The following is a 16,211-nucleotide window of genomic DNA, read 5'->3' as shown; positions in this document are numbered from 1 at the left end:
CTGATTCCGGACACCGGTACCGTTTTAATCCGGACACCTTTTTCTCTTCATTTTCTCAGTCTCTAGTTTTACTCCATGTGTCCGGATTGCGCCAGTTTTCTCATCGATTCTCCTCCTAGTTCTATGCGGTGACTGTTGTGGATTAAACGGTCCAGTAAAGCGTCCGCAACCGTGGCATTGCCTATCATGTTGTACCACTCTTTCACTGGCAGTTGACTGATCATGATCGTGCTGCTGGTTTGGTAACGATCTTCTAAAAGCTCTAATAAATGGCCTGCATGATCGGCACTGAGTTTTTCCATCCCCCAGTCATCGAGTATCAGCAGCTGCTTTTTGGCGAGGGCGGCAAGTTGTTTTTGATAGGTGCCGTCTAAGCGGCCAAGGCTGAGGTCATCCAGCAGTCGACTCAGGCGCAGATAGCGAACGCTATAAAGTTGCTCGCACGCCTGTGAGGCAAGGGCGCAGGCAACATAGGTTTTGCCCGCGCCCGTTGGGCCTGTGATGAGGATATTTTGATGCTTTTGCAGGTAACCTCCTGTCAACAGTTCTCCTAGTTGGATGCGCTTTAGTCCACGCCCTTCTTTGTAGAGTAGTTGGCTGGCGCTGGCTTCTACGCGCAGTTTTGCTTGTCGTTTGAGCCGTTCGATTTTGCCATGATTTCTGCCTAGCAGCTCACTGTCAAGGAGCAGTGTGAGACGTTGCTCGAAGTCCAGTTCTCCATAGGTGGTTAACTGTTCTCGTTGTTGTTCTAACGCGGTAACGGCATGACTCAGTCGCAGCATTTTGAGTTGTTCAGTCAGGTGATTCATGTTGTTCTCCTAGTGGTAGCAGTGTGGCCCGCGAACATTGCTGTGCGGGGTGTCGGGTGTCGAGTCAGAAGGAAGAGACAGTGTGCCTTCCCGATGATGATCGAGCAGATTTCGGATAAAGCGCAGAGAAGGTTTGTTGACCAGTAAGGCATCCTGACAGGCTTGCTCTAGGCGGACATCCCCATGTTTGCGCGCGAGACTCAGTATGCCAAGACAGCGACGAGTGGCTTGGGCTGGATGGGCTTTGGACAGGATCTGTTGTTTGATGACGTTTTCGGTGGCGACACCAATCTGCTTGCTCCATCCGATTAAGCGTTCTGGTGACCATTTTTGATGTTGATGATGGCTCGGCATATGTTCCATGTGGGTGCTCAGACCATAGTCTTTTCGGCTGATTGGGTGAGACGAGACGGGCTGACCTTGATGGAAGATTTGTATGATCTGCGACGTCGCTTCCAGCGTCACATATTGACCCACAAGCTGATGCGGTACCGAGTAATAATGCTTTGCGTACTCAATGTGGTAATCCGGTCCCACTTTGGCGCGTTTATGTTCTGTGTAGACATACTTCTGCATCGGTAACGGTTTCAACGCGGGTTTATCGAGGGTGTCAAAAAGGGCTTGGCGACTCACGCCAATCTTTTGCATCGGCCGTTGGTTCAGAGCGTTCATCAGCTCTCGAACCGCATTATTCAGCTCTCTTAGGGTATGGAAGGTGCGATGACGAAGGCGCATCATGATCCAGCGTTCGACAATCAGAACCGCATTTTCGGCCTTGGCTTTGTCTTTGGGTTTATAGGGACGAGCCGGCATAATGGCGGTTTGATAGTGATGCGCTAACTGACGATAACTGTCGTTGAGTTTCGGCTCATAACGATCTGTTTTTGTCACGGCAGCTTTTAAGTTGTCTGGCACCAATAAAGCGGGAACGCCACCGAAGTGTTCAAACGCATTGGCGTGACACTGTAGCCAATGCTCCAGCTTTTGACTTTCGCTGGCTTCAACGTAGGTGTAGTTAGACGCTCCCAGTGTGGCGACAAACACTTGTGAGTGGCGAACGTCGCCCGTTTCCGGATTGACGATCGGGATAGTCGGTCCGCAATAATCAATGAATAACTTGTCACCTGCGGTATGGAGTTGACGCATACTGCGTTTTTGTGTGGCGAGCCAACGACGGAAGTACTCGCAGAACTGGCTGTAGCCATAAGTGCGCTCTTGGTGCTCGGCAACATATTCTTCCCACAACAATTGCTTCGTCGCCCCTTTGCGCTTGAGTTCGATAAAAAAGTACGCAAAGTCCGGCATCACTTTCAGGCGATTAGCCGGTTTTTCTTGATACAGCGCTTTAGACAGATCGGTATCGGAAACGTCACTGGCAAGGGGCCAATAATAGTCACTTTGTTTGAAACGAGTCAGGACATCGGACACGGTAGAGCGGCCGACATTCAAACAAGAAGCAATCTGCCGCGTGGATAAATGGCACTCATGTTTGAGACGCAAAATCTCTTTAATATTGGTCATTGAGGTTCTCTTTCTGGTCATGATCACTTCCTGGCAACGTATTAGGTGTAACCAAGTGTAGTGAGCGATTGATTTAAAAGAGAAAACGAAGGGATTCCGGTGAATCCGGACAGGGTTTACGCTAATCCGGACAGGGATTCCGGGGAAAGCCAAAAAGTGTCCGGTTTAGAGCGTAATAGGTGTCCGGATAAAAACGGAATGGGTGTCCGAGTTATATCGGAATGGGTGTCCGGATTGCTCCGGTATATGCAGCATGGCACCCTGCTAAGCAAATGATTTATCTCCAACCACTCAAACCACTTCACTCGCGACAACCGTACACCGATACCCAGCTTTGCTGTCGCCGCGTGCGGTGACTTTGTCGATGGACCAGTTGCCTTTCATTTCGGGTGGGAAGGTGTCGTTTAAGGTGAGGATGCCTTCTACGACGAGTAGGCCTGAGTTTTGGCTCATGGGCTTTTGGCCGTAACACGCCACCGCGACCCAACCGCCATCGCTAGTGCGCTGCAAACCCTCGTATGGCGTGCCTTCACTCAGCGAAAACAAAAAACCACCGAGCGACATCATCTGACACATGATTACTCCTTTAGATAAAAATGAAAGGACAGAAACAAAAAAGCCCATCGCAAGGATGGGCTTGCAGACTGCTGATAAAGTCCTCGCCATTCGGCGGGGATTTTTTATAATAACGGCATGCTTAAAGAACGCCCTCAAACCCAGTCTACTTTAGAGTTTGTTTCCATCGACGAGCTCGTCCCCAGTGATCACTTGCTTCGCAAGATTGATCGAATTATTGATTTTTCCTTTCTACATGATCTTGTGAAGGATTTTTATTGCGCGGATAACGGTCGTCCCGCTCTCGATCCTACTCTCATGTTTAAGTTGCTATTTATTGGCTACCTTTTTGGTATTCGTAGTGAACGTCAGTTGATTAGAGAGGTTCAAGTTAATGTCGCTTATCGTTGGTTCTTAGGTTTAGGCCTGACTGACAAAATTCCCGATGCTTCCACTTTGAGTGCAAACCGCACACGTCGTTTTAAGGAATCCGATATCTATCAAAAGATCTTTGATGAGATCGTACTCCAGGCTATAAAACACAAGTTAGTTGGCGGAAACACCTTTTATACGGACTCCACACACCTTAAAGCCAATGCGAACAAAAAGCATTTTGAAAAAGTAGTGGTTGAACAGTCCCGACAGGCGTATATGGATGAGCTCGATAAGGCCGTTGAGGAGGATCGACTCGTTCATGGAAAAAAGCCTTTACCACCTGAAAAAAACAAGGTGGAGAGTCGTGAAATCAAGCAGAGTACGACGGATCCAGAGAGTGGCTATATGGTACGAGATACTAAGCCCAAAGGGTTCTTCTACTTAGATCACCGAACGGTTGATGCACGTTGCAACATTATTACTGACGTACACGTCACCGCAGGCAATGTCCACGATGCTGTCCCTTATTTAGAGCGATTGGACCGAATCAAAGAACGCTTTAAGCTTTTCATCACATCGGTCGGAGTCGATGCGGGGTACTTTACCTCGGCAGTTTGTCATGGGTTAGAAGAACGACATATCTATGCCGTGATGGGCTATCGTCGTCCTAATCACAAGAAAGGCTTCTTCTATAAACGCGAATACAAGTACGACAGGGAACAAGATGTCTACTTCTGTCCGCAAGGTGAAAAACTCATTTACAAAACCACTTCTCGAGAAGGTTACCGTCACTACGACTCAGATAGCCTGATCTGCGCGAACTGCCCAGAAAAGCACCGCTGCACCACAAACAAAAAATCGGTCAAAACCATTACGCGTCATGTTTGGGAAGATAGCAAAGAACGCATCAATGCCCATCGGCTAACCCCATTAGGCAAAGTCATTTATGCCAGACGAAAGGAAACCGTGGAACGAAGTTTTGCCGACGCAAAAGAGCTGCATGGCTATCGATATGCACGATTTCGAGGAACAGATAAAGTAGCTTCTCAATGTCTATTAACGGCAGCCGCCCAAAATATGAAAAAGATAGCCTTAATGCTTAGCTAGAGGCTTTTATTTGTTCAAAAAAATGACGAAATCGATAGTCAGAGCCTTAATAAAAGGCCTCAAAGAGCTCTAAGTAACTAATGAGATATCTTGAGTCACTTAGGAAGGAATGTGAGCAAAAGACTCAGAAAAATAAAACCCCAGCAAAAAACTGGGGTTTATCAGTAACCTGAAAGCCCATCGCAAGGATGGGCTTGGGGTGTTTAGTTTGGGGGGTTAAGAGTTGTTTTATCTGACCCAAAGCTCACAAACTTAGGGAGGTTTCTAGTGGCCTGGTACGTCGGACAACATATAAGTTGCCTTCAAAGCCTTCGTTTTTTTGTCCTTCAATTCAATCTTAGAATTGGAGTAATAGCCGATCTCTATATCCTCGGTAGATTGCACAGAGTTCGAGACACCGCCTTTCGACATGACACCACCAATGCCTAAACTCCAAAAATGGTGACCTTTATATGTAGGGTTGTAGTTTATAGCGGTACTTCCAATTAGGTAAGCGTTATATCGGACGCGTACCTTCATCACTCCTCGGCTAGCAGAGAGTTCTGCTAAAATGGACTCTCCAGGGTCAAGTTCTACGCTCACGCCAGCAGTCGAACCTACTGTAATTGATTTAGACTCTTGACCTCCAATCCCCCACGATTGACTGTAGGATAGAGAAGTCTCTCCCGACACACCAGTACCAAGAAAACTCACTCCATACGTGAGCTTTTGACCTATTGAGAGCGTTCCTCCAGTACTCCAGTTGGATGACGTCGTGTTGTTTACCGATTCGGAGATAGCAACATTGAAGGTACCCTTTTTGCTGCTATCATTCACGAACTCTTGAGTCTTGACAATTACTGGCTCAGACGTGATGCCTAGAATCTCTGCACTCTGAACAACCAGTACCATTTGAACCTGCTGCCAACTGTATTTTTTGTAGAGATCACCCCACGGCGTCGGACTGTGAAGAAATGCGTCGTTCGGGCTCTTGCCAAAGTATGCTTTGACTGCGTCTTTTAGTTGTTGATCACCAAGATGAAAAGTCGTCGTCTCCTCATCTGTAATTACGTGCTGTACGGTTCCGGTTGCGTTTACGCTTGATGCAGATTCATCTTGACCTGCAACAATGCTTATATTTATACCCATATCATTATCTCCTTATTTGACAACTACAATTAAGGCTATAATTTTATTAACAATGGTCTTTTAACGCTTTCTTATACTGTTAAAGTGCCAACTCTTAAATAAAACTAACTTCAGCCTTCGACAACCAAATTAGTCTTTAAATTTAAACATAGCTATTACACCTTGTTACACGAATTAAGGAGCCTACCTAAGCAGGCTTTGCTTTTCCTGATTTGAAGTGTCATTCATACGTCTAGAAAGGTGCGGTTGGCGTATTCCTTGATGTGGTCGACGTTGTCGTTTACCCAGCCTGGCTTGTCTTAAGCTAGAAAGCTGAATTAAAAGGCTAGCTGCGAGGTTTGGGGTTGCTTATTTTTCTAGGAAAGTGCGGATGGCTTGTACCATGTCGTTTTGGTCGCTGGCGGGGAGGACGACGGGGTTGCTTTCCAGTTTCATGGAGGTGACGATGTTGTTGATCAATTACTTTCCTTGAAGGGAATCCCTCTCGACTTTCAGCGCGGTTGTATCGGTTGAGGTCGAAAAATTTAGCATGAATAAGGATTAAGAGCAGTTTGTCTAATCCTTTAACACCAAACATCTATAGCTAAACAAGAAACTCGACTGAGTCTTTTGATTTCCAATCCGACTTTCTCATTATAGTAATAACAATATTCTCACGATGCTCACCATAATGATTACTAATTACATTTACCGCACAAGGCATATTTATATGAGAAACGGTACACCTAATATTAAAAGTATCATTGTGTTTTAAATTCAAAATTGCATCTTTATGTAACGCTGTCAAACGATTGAATATACTATTCAGTTCAGCAATCATGATTAGAGGAGTATTTCGAGGGTCATTTACTCTATCTTTCACAACATGTTTAGACATTTTAAAAGTAAGCGTTCATTCTACGCCGTTATTTCATCCCATCTTTTTGCACTCTAAACTGGACTCCGTTTTCATCTCATCACCGATAACGGAGTCCAACCCATGACCAAACCCTATACCCGTCGTTCTTCTTCTGAATGGCAACAAATCATTGACGATCAAGCCGAGTCTGGCTTATCCGCCCCTCAATACTGCGAACAGCATCAGGTGAGTTACGCCAGTTTTAGTAAATGGCGTCAGCATTTTTCGGGAACTAAAGCCTCGCCAGATTCTAGTCACTCAGACTTTATCGATCTCAGTCAGGTGCCCACTCTCTCAGGTACTGGACGTTGGAACATTACCTTGTGTTTAGGTGATGGTGTTGAGCTTCGATTGAGTCGTGACTGATGTTCCTGCCCGATCCCAATGCTAAAATTTGGTTGCATACCCAACCCACAGATATGCGTAAATCCTATCGTGGCTTATTAGGGCTGATCAAACAACACCTCAAAGAAAACCCACTCATCGGGTATTTTGTCTTCATTAACCGGCGCAAAACCCAGATGAAAATCCTCTATTTTGACACCTCTGGTTATTGCATTTGGTGTAAACGACTGTCGCAGGGGCAGTTCAATTATGCGTCATCAGAAAACGCTAAACACGCCCTAAGTGTGATTGAATTGCAGCACCTCTTAGCGGGCATAAAAGTCGAAAAATATCGTCAATTTAAACGCTACAAGCGAGCATCATGACAAGTTGGATGGTATAATCCAACCCCATGAATGACGCCACTTACCGACCTATTTTACCCTTCAAAAACATCGACTTGCTTCACACGAATGAGGTCGAAAAACTGCGTGCTGAAAACGAAGCTATGTCTTCAAGAATCCGCCAATACGAAGCGGAAGTGCACATGCTAAAGCGTGAGTTATTTGGGCCGAAAAGCGAACGTCGTACCTTACTCACACCAGATCAACAAGCCCTCGCTGATATCGTGGGTCCGATGTCAGCCGAACCAACCCGCGTAGAAGAAGAGTCTATCGTTGAGAAGGACAAACCTGAGTCTGCCAATGTTCGTGGCAAAGCGCCCAAGTTTCGTAAAGGCAATGAAATTAACATCACCGGATTGCGTTTTGATGAGTCTATACCGGTTCGTGAAAAGGTTATCTTAGCGGACGAATTACAAGGCCCCAATGCGCACGAATACGAAGAAGTCGGCTTCAAAGACGTCAGCCGCATCGTACAAAAAACCAGTGCCTATGAAGTCGTCATCACCAAACGTCAGGTGGTGAAGCACAAAACCAGTAAACAGCTCATTACCGCGCCACAGCCGGATCTGATTTTTGACAGTTCCCTCGCGGATGTGAGTTTTATCGTTGGCTTACTGGTTAATAAGTTCTTGTATCACTTACCCCTTTATCGTCAACACCAACAGCTTAGCGCTTCCGGCATCACCCTCAGTCGTGCAACGCTCACAAACCTCACCAAACGCGGGATCGAACTGTTACGACCCATTGTGGTAGAGCAACTGATTAGTGTGCTGGACAGCAAGGTACTGGCCATGGATGAGACACCGATAAAAGCCACCCGCCAGCCTGGGGTAGGCAACCAACCCGGCAAAATGAAGCAAGCGTATTTTTGGCCCATCTATGGCGAGCAGGACGAAGTGGTGTTTACCTTCTCCCAAAGCCGTGGCATGAAACACATCCAAGACTTACTGGATCATGTTTGGCAGGGTACCTTACTGACCGATGGTTATGCCGCTTACAGTCGTTACGAAGCCACCTCACCGGAGGTCACTCATGCTCAGTGTTGGGTGCACATGCGTCGTCAGCTACTGAAAGCCGAAATGGAAGAAACCGAGGCCGTCACCCACGCGCTGAACCTGATTGCCGCCTTGTACCAGTACGAAAGCCATATCAAACAGAAAGGTTGGTCAGATGAGAAAAAACAAGATTACCGAGTGCAACACAGTAAGCCCTTAGTGGATCAATTTTTTGCCTTCTGCGAAGAACAAACCCAACGGGCTGACCTATTACCAGACGATACCTGGATGAAAGCGTTGAACTACACCTTAAAGCGCAAACGCCAACTGATGGTCTTTTTGGAAAATCCAAACGTTGCCATGGACACCAACCACCTAGAGCGAGAGATAAGACCCATCCCAATGGGTAAGAAGAATTGGCTCTTCTGTTGGACAGAACTGGGCGCCGAACATGTCGGCATCATCCAAAGCTTGATCAGCACCTGCAAGCTGCACGACATCGACCCGAACGTCTACCTAACGGATGTCTTGCAACGAGTCACAAAAGACGTGGCCGACTTAACTCCAAGGCGCTGGAAGCACCTGTTCGCAGACAAGCCGTTGAAATCGCCATTGCTCTGAGTCAGTGGCTGTCAATGACTCCCTAGAATGAACGCTTACTTTTAAAAGACATATTGTGATGACGAAGGATTTCATTAACTGAGTTTTCAAGTGCTAATATTTCTGCTGGGGTAATCATTATGCACCTCCAATGTGCTTATTATACAACTCCATTATCTTTGAATTGAGTTCTTCGTCACTGGAAGCGACAAAACTACCAACTGATGCAGAATCTTCAGCTGTGCCAACGAGAACCTCAAACGTTTCATTATCAAAACTCTCAACAAAAATATGTTTCTCTTTCTCCGCGTCAAAAAACGAGGCAAAATTATCTTCTCGTGACATATCAAATATCATATATCCTCCCTTATGATATTGCTAAAAACCAAATTTGCTAATATCTATTACTGTCTTACCTCCCATGTTGATGGCATGCTGACGGACGCCATCAACAGAAATAGTAAAATGTTTTCACTATCCTATTAACCCGGCGGTAAAAATTATCTGGTATAATCACTGAATGAACGAAAAAATAGACACAAGAAAACTTACCACTCCAGAACTCGCTAGGCTACGAAAGCAAGTTGTCAGACTGCGCGAAAAAGACTTCTCTTTTAAAGACATATCTGAGGTGACAGGTGTCCATGTAGACACAGTTGGCCGTTGGTATAGAGACTACTTAAAACGTGGAAAGGCAAGCTTTGAGTATAAAAAGCGTGGTCGAGAAAAAGGCTCATTTGGCAGTCTAACCAAAGCACAAGAAACTCGAATTCAGCAAGAAATCACCGATAAAATGCCTGATCAATGCAGGCTGAATTTTGCCTTGTGGACACGTCGTGCGATCCAACAGCTCATCAAGCAATTGTGGGGGAAAGATATGCCCATTAGAACCATTGGAGACTATCTAAAGCGCTGGGGATTTACCCCGCAAAAGCCACTGAAAAAAGCCTATGAGCAAAACCCTCGAAAAGTGTCCAAATGGCTTGGGGAAGAGTACCCCTCGATCAAGGAAAGGGCCAAGAATGAAGGGGCAGAGATACATTGGGGTGATGAAACGGGCCTTCGTAATGATAGTCAGCATGGCCGAAGTTTTGCTCCTAAAGGCAAGACACCAGTCCAAGTGATTCCAGCAAAGTATTGCCGAATCAATATGATTTCTACTATCACAAACCAAGGAACAGTACGCTTTATGACCTACGCTGACAACATGACAGCCAAAGTACTCATTCGCTTTATGAAGCGATTGATCTCAACCTCTAAGAAAAAGGTATTTCTGATACTCGATAACCTTCGAGTACATCATGCAAAATTAGTAAAAGAGTGGTTAGCCAAGCCAAAAACCAAAGAGCAAATAGAAGTCTTTTATTTACCTGCCTACTCACCTGAACTCAATCCAGATGAGTATCTAAACTGTGATTTAAAGGCAGGTGTGCATACAGGTGATGCGCCAAAGAATGAAAAGGTTTTAAAGGATAGAGTGGTCTCTCATATGAGAGGGTTGCAGAAGAATCCGAATCGAATCAAAAAGTACTTTAAACACAATTCAATCCGTTATGCAGCATAGAAGACATAAAACTCCGCCGGGTTAATAACCAGAACAAAAATGTAAAAAAGGATCAAAGCCCACTTTCGCGGACTTTTTTTTGTGACTTGAAGTTAGTCGTCTAGGGTGCGGTTGGCGTATTCCTTGATGTGGTCAATGTTCTTGAGCCTAGAGCATTTATCACCTGATTCCATAGCCCAAGGCTAAAAATATGCGGGTATTGACCCATCAAGATCCACTGAGCCATTTGAAATAACCATGCAGTTAGAGCCCTCAATGCTCACAAAGCCAAGCTTACTATAAAACTGATGGCCAATGTCGCTATGTAAATATATGGTTTTACAGTGGTGGGTCGCGAACAATTCCATTTTTACTAAAGATACCAAGTGAGACGCGTACCCTAGTCCTCTTAGATCTTGTGGTGTCGCGACTGATCCCACACCAAAACAAGCCTCTTTGAGTCCAAACCTACTGCTATAAACAATGAGAGACGAGACGATTTGATCGTTTTCAATTAGTACATACCAAGTGCCTGCTTGATACTTGTCGCTATTGCGACAGTCTGTTAGATAGTCTTCAAAGGACAGGCCATCATGCCACACGTCAAAGCCCATAGCGTAAATAATGTCTAGCTCATTTGCCTTTGCTTCTCTTAAGTACACTCTTGCAAACCTCCACCCTTAGTAAAACTAGATAGATACTACCTTTATTTCACTCCAAACACCTTTAAACACTAAAGTTTCATCTTTCTTTTGTCGTTTTCTATCACTAGACATACCACGAGCCTGTAATTTTATGACATAATTGAGATATCACTTTTAAAATATATTGTTTGGCGATAAAACAACGCTTGCTACAAAAAAATTTTTTAGCAATTCTGTAGCTTTATAGCACCTAAAACGCCAATTTTTAACCTAAAATGACCATATTAATGCCACAAGAAAAAGCAACAAAATCAGAGTCAAACCCAGTAAAATCAAAGGATACAGTGGATAGACGCTTTAGTGTTGCACCCATGATGGACTGGACCACAAGCGATTATCGAGTGTTCGCTAGGACGCTTAGTAAAAATACGCTACTTTATACTGAGATGGTTACCACAGGGGCGTTATTGCAGGGCAATAATCCTGAAAGATTCTTACATTATGATGAATGTGAGCATCCTATCGCCTTACAACTCGGCGGTGCTGATGCGGTAGCGCTGGGCAAATGCGCGAAGTTAGCGGAAGACTACGGCTACGATGAAGTCAATTTAAACGTCGGTTGTCCGAGTGATCGAGTGCAAAACAGTTTAATTGGCGCTTGTTTAATGGCTTATCCAGACAAGGTAAAAGACGTCATGCGTGCTATGCAGGATGCGTCTAGCCTACCGATCACGGTGAAGCATCGTATCGGGCTCGATGATCAAGAAGAATACAGCGTGGTGCGAGATTTTGTGGGTGATGTGGCGACAACGGGCGTTAAGACCTTTATTGTCCACGCTCGTAATGCCATTTTGGCGGGCTTAAGCCCAAAAGAGAATCGCGAGATTCCTCCTTTAAAGTACGATTATGTGTACCAGTTGAAGAAAGATTTCCCAGACCTTGAAATCATTATAAACGGTGGCATTAAAACACTAGAGGAATGCGAACAGCACTTACAATTTGTCGATGGTGTCATGGTGGGTCGCGAGGCGTATCAAAACCCTTGGTTACTGAGCCAAGTAGACAGCCGCCTATTCGGCCAAAATGACCGTTTCGATAACCGCTTTGATGCATTGATGGCCTTTGTGCCTTATGCGAAACAGCAACTCGCCAAAGGCGAGCGTTTGATGCATCTCACTCGCCATATTTTAGGCCTTTTCCAAGGCGAGCCCGGCGGTAAACAATTTCGACGCTACCTTTCTGAGAAAGGTCATAAAGCGGACGCAAATATAGACGTATTATTAGAGGCCATTGACTTGGTCAAACAACACCAACGTAAAGGATAAGAGCAATGAGCAATAAGTTATCTCAATTAAAAGAGTTCACGACCATTGTAGCGGATACGGGTGATATCACGGCAATCAAAGAGTATTTGCCAGAAGATGCCACTACGAACCCTTCTTTGATGCTAAAAGCGTCTCAAATTCCTGAATACGCACCTTTTCTAGATCAAGCCGTTGCATGGGCTAAAGAGCAAAGTAACGACAAAGAGCAACAATTGATCGATGCCAGCGACAAGCTAGCGGTTATCGTCGGTACGGAAATTCTAAAATACGTACCTGGCCGCATTTCGACAGAAGTCGATGCACGTTTATCTTACGATACCAACGCCACTATCGAAAAAGCCCATCGCTTGATCAAACTCTACGAAGAAGCCGGCGTGTCGCGTGACCGTATTTTGATCAAAACCGCGTCGACTTGGGAAGGTATCAAAGCCGCTGAGCAACTGGAAAAAGACGGCATCAACTGTAACCTGACCCTACTGTTCTCTTTCGCCCAAGCGCAAGCTTGTGCCGAAGCGGGTGTATTCCTGATCTCTCCATTCGTGGGCCGTATCCTTGACTGGTACAAAAAGTCTACTGGCGAAGAATACACCGCTGAAACGGACCCAGGCGTTGTGTCTGTTACTGAAATTTATAACTACTACAAAGACCACGGCTACAACACCGTTGTGATGGGCGCGAGCTTCCGCAACATTGGTGAGATCGAACAGCTAGCGGGCTGTGACCGATTGACCATTAGCCCTGCTCTACTTGAAGAACTGAAAAAAGACGAAGGGAAGCTAGAGCGTAAATTAATCCCAGCTAAAGAGATTAAACCAGCGCCTGAAGCAATTACTGAACAGGCATTCCGTTGGGCAATGAACGAAGACGCTATGGCAACTGAAAAACTTGCGGAAGGTATCCGCAACTTTGCGGCCGACCAACGTAAGCTAGAAAAAACGCTGGCAGCTATGCTGTAAGCTATCGGCTTAACGATAACACTATCTAAAACGCGGCTTCGGTCGCGTTTTTTATGTGTCCCATTTATTAATCTCTATAATAATGAGTGACCCTACTCAGGGAGTAATTAACCAGCTATGACAGAATTTGAAAAGATGAAAAGCGGGGAACCATTTAATGGCCTAGATAAAGACCTTAGATTGCGTCGAGAAGCCGCTCGCCTTGCTTGCGCCAAATACAACGCTCACCCAAGCAAAGGCAATTTACGTCATATCACCCGCCTCTTTGCTAAGTTTGGCAGTGTCGTCATTGAGCCTGGCTTTCAATGTGATTATGGGACGCAAATTCACATCGGTGAGCGTTGCTATATTAATTTCAATTGTGTGTTTTTAGACAGCGCGGCCATTTATATCGGCAATGATGTACTGATTGGCCCAGGCTGCCACCTTTATGCGGTGGATCATCCACGAGATCCTCAAGCAAGAGCCGACGGAAAGTGCTTTGCCAAACCGATTACCATTGGCAATAACGTCTGGATTGGTGGGGGAGCAAAAATACTTCCAGGGGTAAGCATCGGCGATAACGCCATTATCGCAGCAAATACCGTGGTAAGACGTGATGTTTTACCAAACGAACGCTATATAGAGTGACGTCTTCTCTATGAAAAATTTCACTACTAGGCAAGTAATTGGCAATGATTGAGGAACGCCAGCAGTGCAAACAGCATAATGCCATTTTTTATATATACTCAAAGAACATATTTGAGAGACTAACTTGTTATGAAAACTTGGCTGTTATGCATTTCACTTTTGTTGAGCTTGCAAGTAGATGCGCAAATGGTCACCACCAGTGGCCCACTCAAAGTAAAACAGGTCACACAGTTTAACGGTATTCCTTGGGGAATCACCCTGCTTAGCAATAAAAAAGCCATTGTCACCATCAAAAAAGGGGAAGCTTACAGAGTTGACCTAAAAAATGGCGCCAAACTGGCACTCAGTGGGTTGCCAAAGGTGGATAACCGAGGCCAAGGTGGTTTATTCGATGTGGCGAAAGCTCCTAACTTTGAACAAAGCAAGTTACTCTATTTCACTTATGCCAAACCCACACCAAAAGGCGCAACAACGACTTTGGCTCGTGCTAAATTAGTTGGGAATAAGCTAACAAACTGGCAAGATATTTTTATCTCCGATGCGGCCACTAAAACCAACCGACACTTTGGTGGACGGATTGCCTTTGATGATGCGGGACATGTCTTTTTCACCATTGGTGATCGCGGTATAAGAAAGAACGCACAGGATCTAACCAACGATGCCGGTAGCATTTTACGTTTAACGTTGGATGGCAAAGTTCCAGCAGACAATCCATTTATAAACAACAGCCGAGTGAGAAATGAGATTTGGAGCTATGGGCATCGTAATCCCCAGGGTATTTTTTACGATACAAAAGATCATAAACTGTGGTCAAACGAACATGGACCTAGAGGGGGCGATGAAGTCAACTTAATTCGTCGCGGAGCGAATTATGGTTGGCCAATTGTGTCCCATGGCAAAGAGTACATCAATAACAATCCCGTAGGTGAGGCCAAGGAAAAAGACGGCATTGTCAAACCACTCAAAGTCTATATTCCCTCTGTCGCCCCTAGCTCACTTATTCGCTATCGGGGAAATTTATTCGCCGACTGGGATGGCAGTTTCTTATCAACAGCCTTAGTACTGAAACACCTTAACCGCATTGAGATGAAAGACAATAATGAAACAAAAGAAACGCGCTACCTTGAGTCATTACATGAACGCTTACGCTCCATGGCGGAAAGCAAAGATGGCGCCCTCTATATTGGAACGGATTCAGGCAAGTTATTAGAAGTCACGCCTCTACAATGATTCAGACTAATAAGCGTTTAGCGTCGTGTTTTACTTAAATGCTTTGATAGAGCAAGAGCGCTGATATACCCCATAAAATATATCAGTAGCGTTGTTAACCCCTCACGCCGATGGCTATAGATTAACAACGCTACTGAGCTTCAAGTACCCACTCAACAACCTCATTTCTGAGTATTTTTTGAACTATCCGTATTTTGCGGTATTAACTTTTTAACGCTATCAGCCTTTGTTGGTGAAGTGCTTTGTTTATCAGCCTTAACCTTAGGTTCTGTTGATTGAGTTGGTGTAGTTGCAGCGGGTTTTGCAGGGACTGGGTCCCCCCAACTATCTGTCGCTTGAGGCTTAGCCGGAATAGGATCGCCCCAGCTATCTGTTGCTTGTGGCTCAGAAGAACTCGAATCGCCCCAGCTATCGGTCGTGGAATCATCCCCCCAACTGTCGCTTGCATCAGGTTGTGAGTTGTTCGGTGGATTACCGTCATGTACGTTATAATCATGGGTTTGGAAGTACACATCGCGAACGAAGGTATAGGGATCGCCCACAATCAAGTTTTCAGCCCCTAACAAACTGGCTCGTTTATTGATTGCCTGTAAGCCTAATAGACCCCAACGTTGGTCACGGTTCAGCCCCACTTCATCTTGTGGACGGTAATTACTGTAGTCAACAACCATGCCGCTCGCATCTCGAACGGTGGATGGTCCAAAGAAGGGTAAAACGAGATAAGGGCCACTGGGAACGCCCCAGTATCCTAAGGTTTGACCGAAGTCTTCATCGTATTGACGAAGCCCTAATGCACTGGCTACATCGAACAGACCGAAAATACCAATGGTGCTGTTAATCACGAAACGCCAGGTCGACGCCACAAAGCCATTTTTCTTGCCTTGTAGCGCATTATTGGTAATGTTCGACACCTCACCAAGGTTAGAAAAAAAGTTACTCACCCCTCGCCTAACAATCACGGGGGTATAGTCCACATAGCCTTTGGCAATAGGTTTAAAGAAATGGGTATCTAGGGTGGTATTAAAGTTAAATACCTTACGGTTCCAACTTTCCCATGGATCCTGTTTGCTTTCATCTGCTGCCGCAAAAGTGGCTTGGGAGAAAACCAAAAGGCAAGCGATCAATACGCCGCCCACTCGTTGCAAAAGTGAATTTGTCATTAACCTT

16 protein-coding genes and 1 pseudogene are annotated in these 16,211 nt (G+C 45.3%); 10 read left to right on the top strand and 7 right to left on the bottom strand.

Going from position 1 to position 16,211, the window contains the following annotated elements:
* Positions 1–68 precede the first annotated feature (68 nt).
* The 3 genes from istB to AC0VYI_RS11410 form a co-directional block, all read right to left on the bottom strand.
* Positions 69–809 carry an IS21-like element helper ATPase IstB gene (gene istB / locus AC0VYI_RS11420; protein WP_475443432.1) on the bottom strand — a complete coding sequence of 247 codons (741 nt, stop codon included), beginning with the start codon at positions 807–809 and terminating at the stop codon, positions 69–71.
* Positions 810–818: 9 nt separating this feature from the next.
* The gene (gene istA, locus AC0VYI_RS11415) at positions 819–2,351 is read right to left on the bottom strand and encodes an IS21 family transposase (protein WP_475443430.1); all 1,533 of its coding nucleotides are present in this window, start codon (positions 2,349–2,351) and stop codon (positions 819–821) included.
* A gap of 270 nt (positions 2,352–2,621) precedes the next feature.
* Positions 2,622–2,906, bottom strand: coding sequence for a hypothetical protein (locus tag AC0VYI_RS11410; RefSeq protein ID WP_475449418.1), 285 nt, complete (start codon positions 2,904–2,906; stop codon positions 2,622–2,624).
* Between the two features lie 117 nt (positions 2,907–3,023).
* On the opposite strand from AC0VYI_RS11410, the gene AC0VYI_RS11405 reads away from it, so the two are divergent.
* On the top strand, positions 3,024–4,367 hold the full coding sequence (locus AC0VYI_RS11405; protein WP_475443365.1) for an IS1182 family transposase: 1,344 nt from the start codon (positions 3,024–3,026) through the stop codon (positions 4,365–4,367).
* Positions 4,368–4,631: 264 nt separating this feature from the next.
* On the opposite strand, the gene AC0VYI_RS11400 is transcribed toward AC0VYI_RS11405, so the two are convergent.
* Entirely contained in the window at positions 4,632–5,495 is an 864-nt protein-coding gene (locus AC0VYI_RS11400; RefSeq protein WP_475449416.1) for a hypothetical protein, read from the bottom strand.
* Between the two features lie 979 nt (positions 5,496–6,474).
* Here AC0VYI_RS11400 and tnpA point away from each other — a divergent pair.
* From tnpA to tnpC, 4 genes and pseudogenes are all read left to right on the top strand, one after another.
* On the top strand, positions 6,475–6,759 hold the full coding sequence (gene tnpA, locus AC0VYI_RS11395; RefSeq protein WP_475443557.1) for an IS66 family insertion sequence element accessory protein TnpA: 285 nt from the start codon (positions 6,475–6,477) through the stop codon (positions 6,757–6,759).
* On the top strand, positions 6,759–7,103 hold the full coding sequence (tnpB, locus tag AC0VYI_RS11390; protein ID WP_067021190.1) for an IS66 family insertion sequence element accessory protein TnpB: 345 nt from the start codon (positions 6,759–6,761) through the stop codon (positions 7,101–7,103). Before tnpA ends, tnpB begins: the two co-directional genes overlap by 1 nt.
* A 26-nt stretch (positions 7,104–7,129) precedes the next feature.
* Positions 7,130–7,429, top strand: a pseudogene (locus AC0VYI_RS11385) (IS66 family transposase); the annotation flags it as partial.
* 48 nt (positions 7,430–7,477) lie between these two features.
* Positions 7,478–8,737 carry an IS66 family transposase gene (gene tnpC, locus AC0VYI_RS11380; RefSeq protein ID WP_475449814.1) on the top strand — a complete coding sequence of 420 codons (1,260 nt, stop codon included), beginning with the start codon at positions 7,478–7,480 and terminating at the stop codon, positions 8,735–8,737.
* A gap of 117 nt (positions 8,738–8,854) precedes the next feature.
* Here the strand turns inward: tnpC and AC0VYI_RS11375 are convergent, their stop codons facing one another.
* Entirely contained in the window at positions 8,855–9,073 is a 219-nt protein-coding gene (locus tag AC0VYI_RS11375; protein WP_475449414.1) for a hypothetical protein, read from the bottom strand.
* Between the two features lie 163 nt (positions 9,074–9,236).
* Between AC0VYI_RS11375 and AC0VYI_RS11370 the strand changes: the two genes are divergently transcribed.
* The gene (locus AC0VYI_RS11370; protein ID WP_475444872.1) at positions 9,237–10,280 is read left to right on the top strand and encodes an IS630 family transposase; all 1,044 of its coding nucleotides are present in this window, start codon (positions 9,237–9,239) and stop codon (positions 10,278–10,280) included.
* A 182-nt stretch (positions 10,281–10,462) separates the two neighbouring features.
* Here the strand turns inward: AC0VYI_RS11370 and AC0VYI_RS11365 are convergent, their stop codons facing one another.
* Positions 10,463–10,921, bottom strand: coding sequence for a GNAT family N-acetyltransferase (locus AC0VYI_RS11365; RefSeq protein WP_475449412.1), 459 nt, complete (start codon positions 10,919–10,921; stop codon positions 10,463–10,465).
* A 269-nt stretch (positions 10,922–11,190) separates the two neighbouring features.
* On the opposite strand from AC0VYI_RS11365, the gene dusA reads away from it, so the two are divergent.
* From dusA to AC0VYI_RS11345, 4 genes are all read left to right on the top strand, one after another.
* A complete protein-coding gene (gene dusA, locus AC0VYI_RS11360; protein ID WP_475449410.1) occupies positions 11,191–12,228 on the top strand; it encodes a tRNA dihydrouridine(20/20a) synthase DusA in 1,038 nt (345 codons plus the stop codon).
* Positions 12,229–12,233: 5 nt separating this feature from the next.
* Positions 12,234–13,184 (top strand): transaldolase, encoded by a 951-nt coding sequence (gene tal / locus AC0VYI_RS11355; RefSeq protein WP_199476826.1) that lies wholly within the window; start codon positions 12,234–12,236, stop codon positions 13,182–13,184.
* Between the two features lie 117 nt (positions 13,185–13,301).
* Entirely contained in the window at positions 13,302–13,814 is a 513-nt protein-coding gene (locus tag AC0VYI_RS11350) for a sugar O-acetyltransferase (protein ID WP_475449408.1), read from the top strand.
* Positions 13,815–13,943: 129 nt separating this feature from the next.
* Positions 13,944–15,044 (top strand): PQQ-dependent sugar dehydrogenase, encoded by a 1,101-nt coding sequence (locus tag AC0VYI_RS11345; RefSeq protein WP_475449406.1) that lies wholly within the window; start codon positions 13,944–13,946, stop codon positions 15,042–15,044.
* Between the two features lie 161 nt (positions 15,045–15,205).
* On the opposite strand, the gene AC0VYI_RS11340 is transcribed toward AC0VYI_RS11345, so the two are convergent.
* Positions 15,206–16,204, bottom strand: a complete 999-nt coding sequence (locus AC0VYI_RS11340) for an MlaA family lipoprotein (protein ID WP_475449404.1) — start codon at positions 16,202–16,204, stop codon at positions 15,206–15,208.
* Positions 16,205–16,211 lie beyond the last annotated feature (7 nt).

The sequence above is a fragment of the Marinomonas sp. 63XJN7_9_ISO-PGPR-S23-217 genome (assembly GCF_056173515.1).
This window is presented reverse-complemented; position numbering and strand designations above follow the sequence as displayed.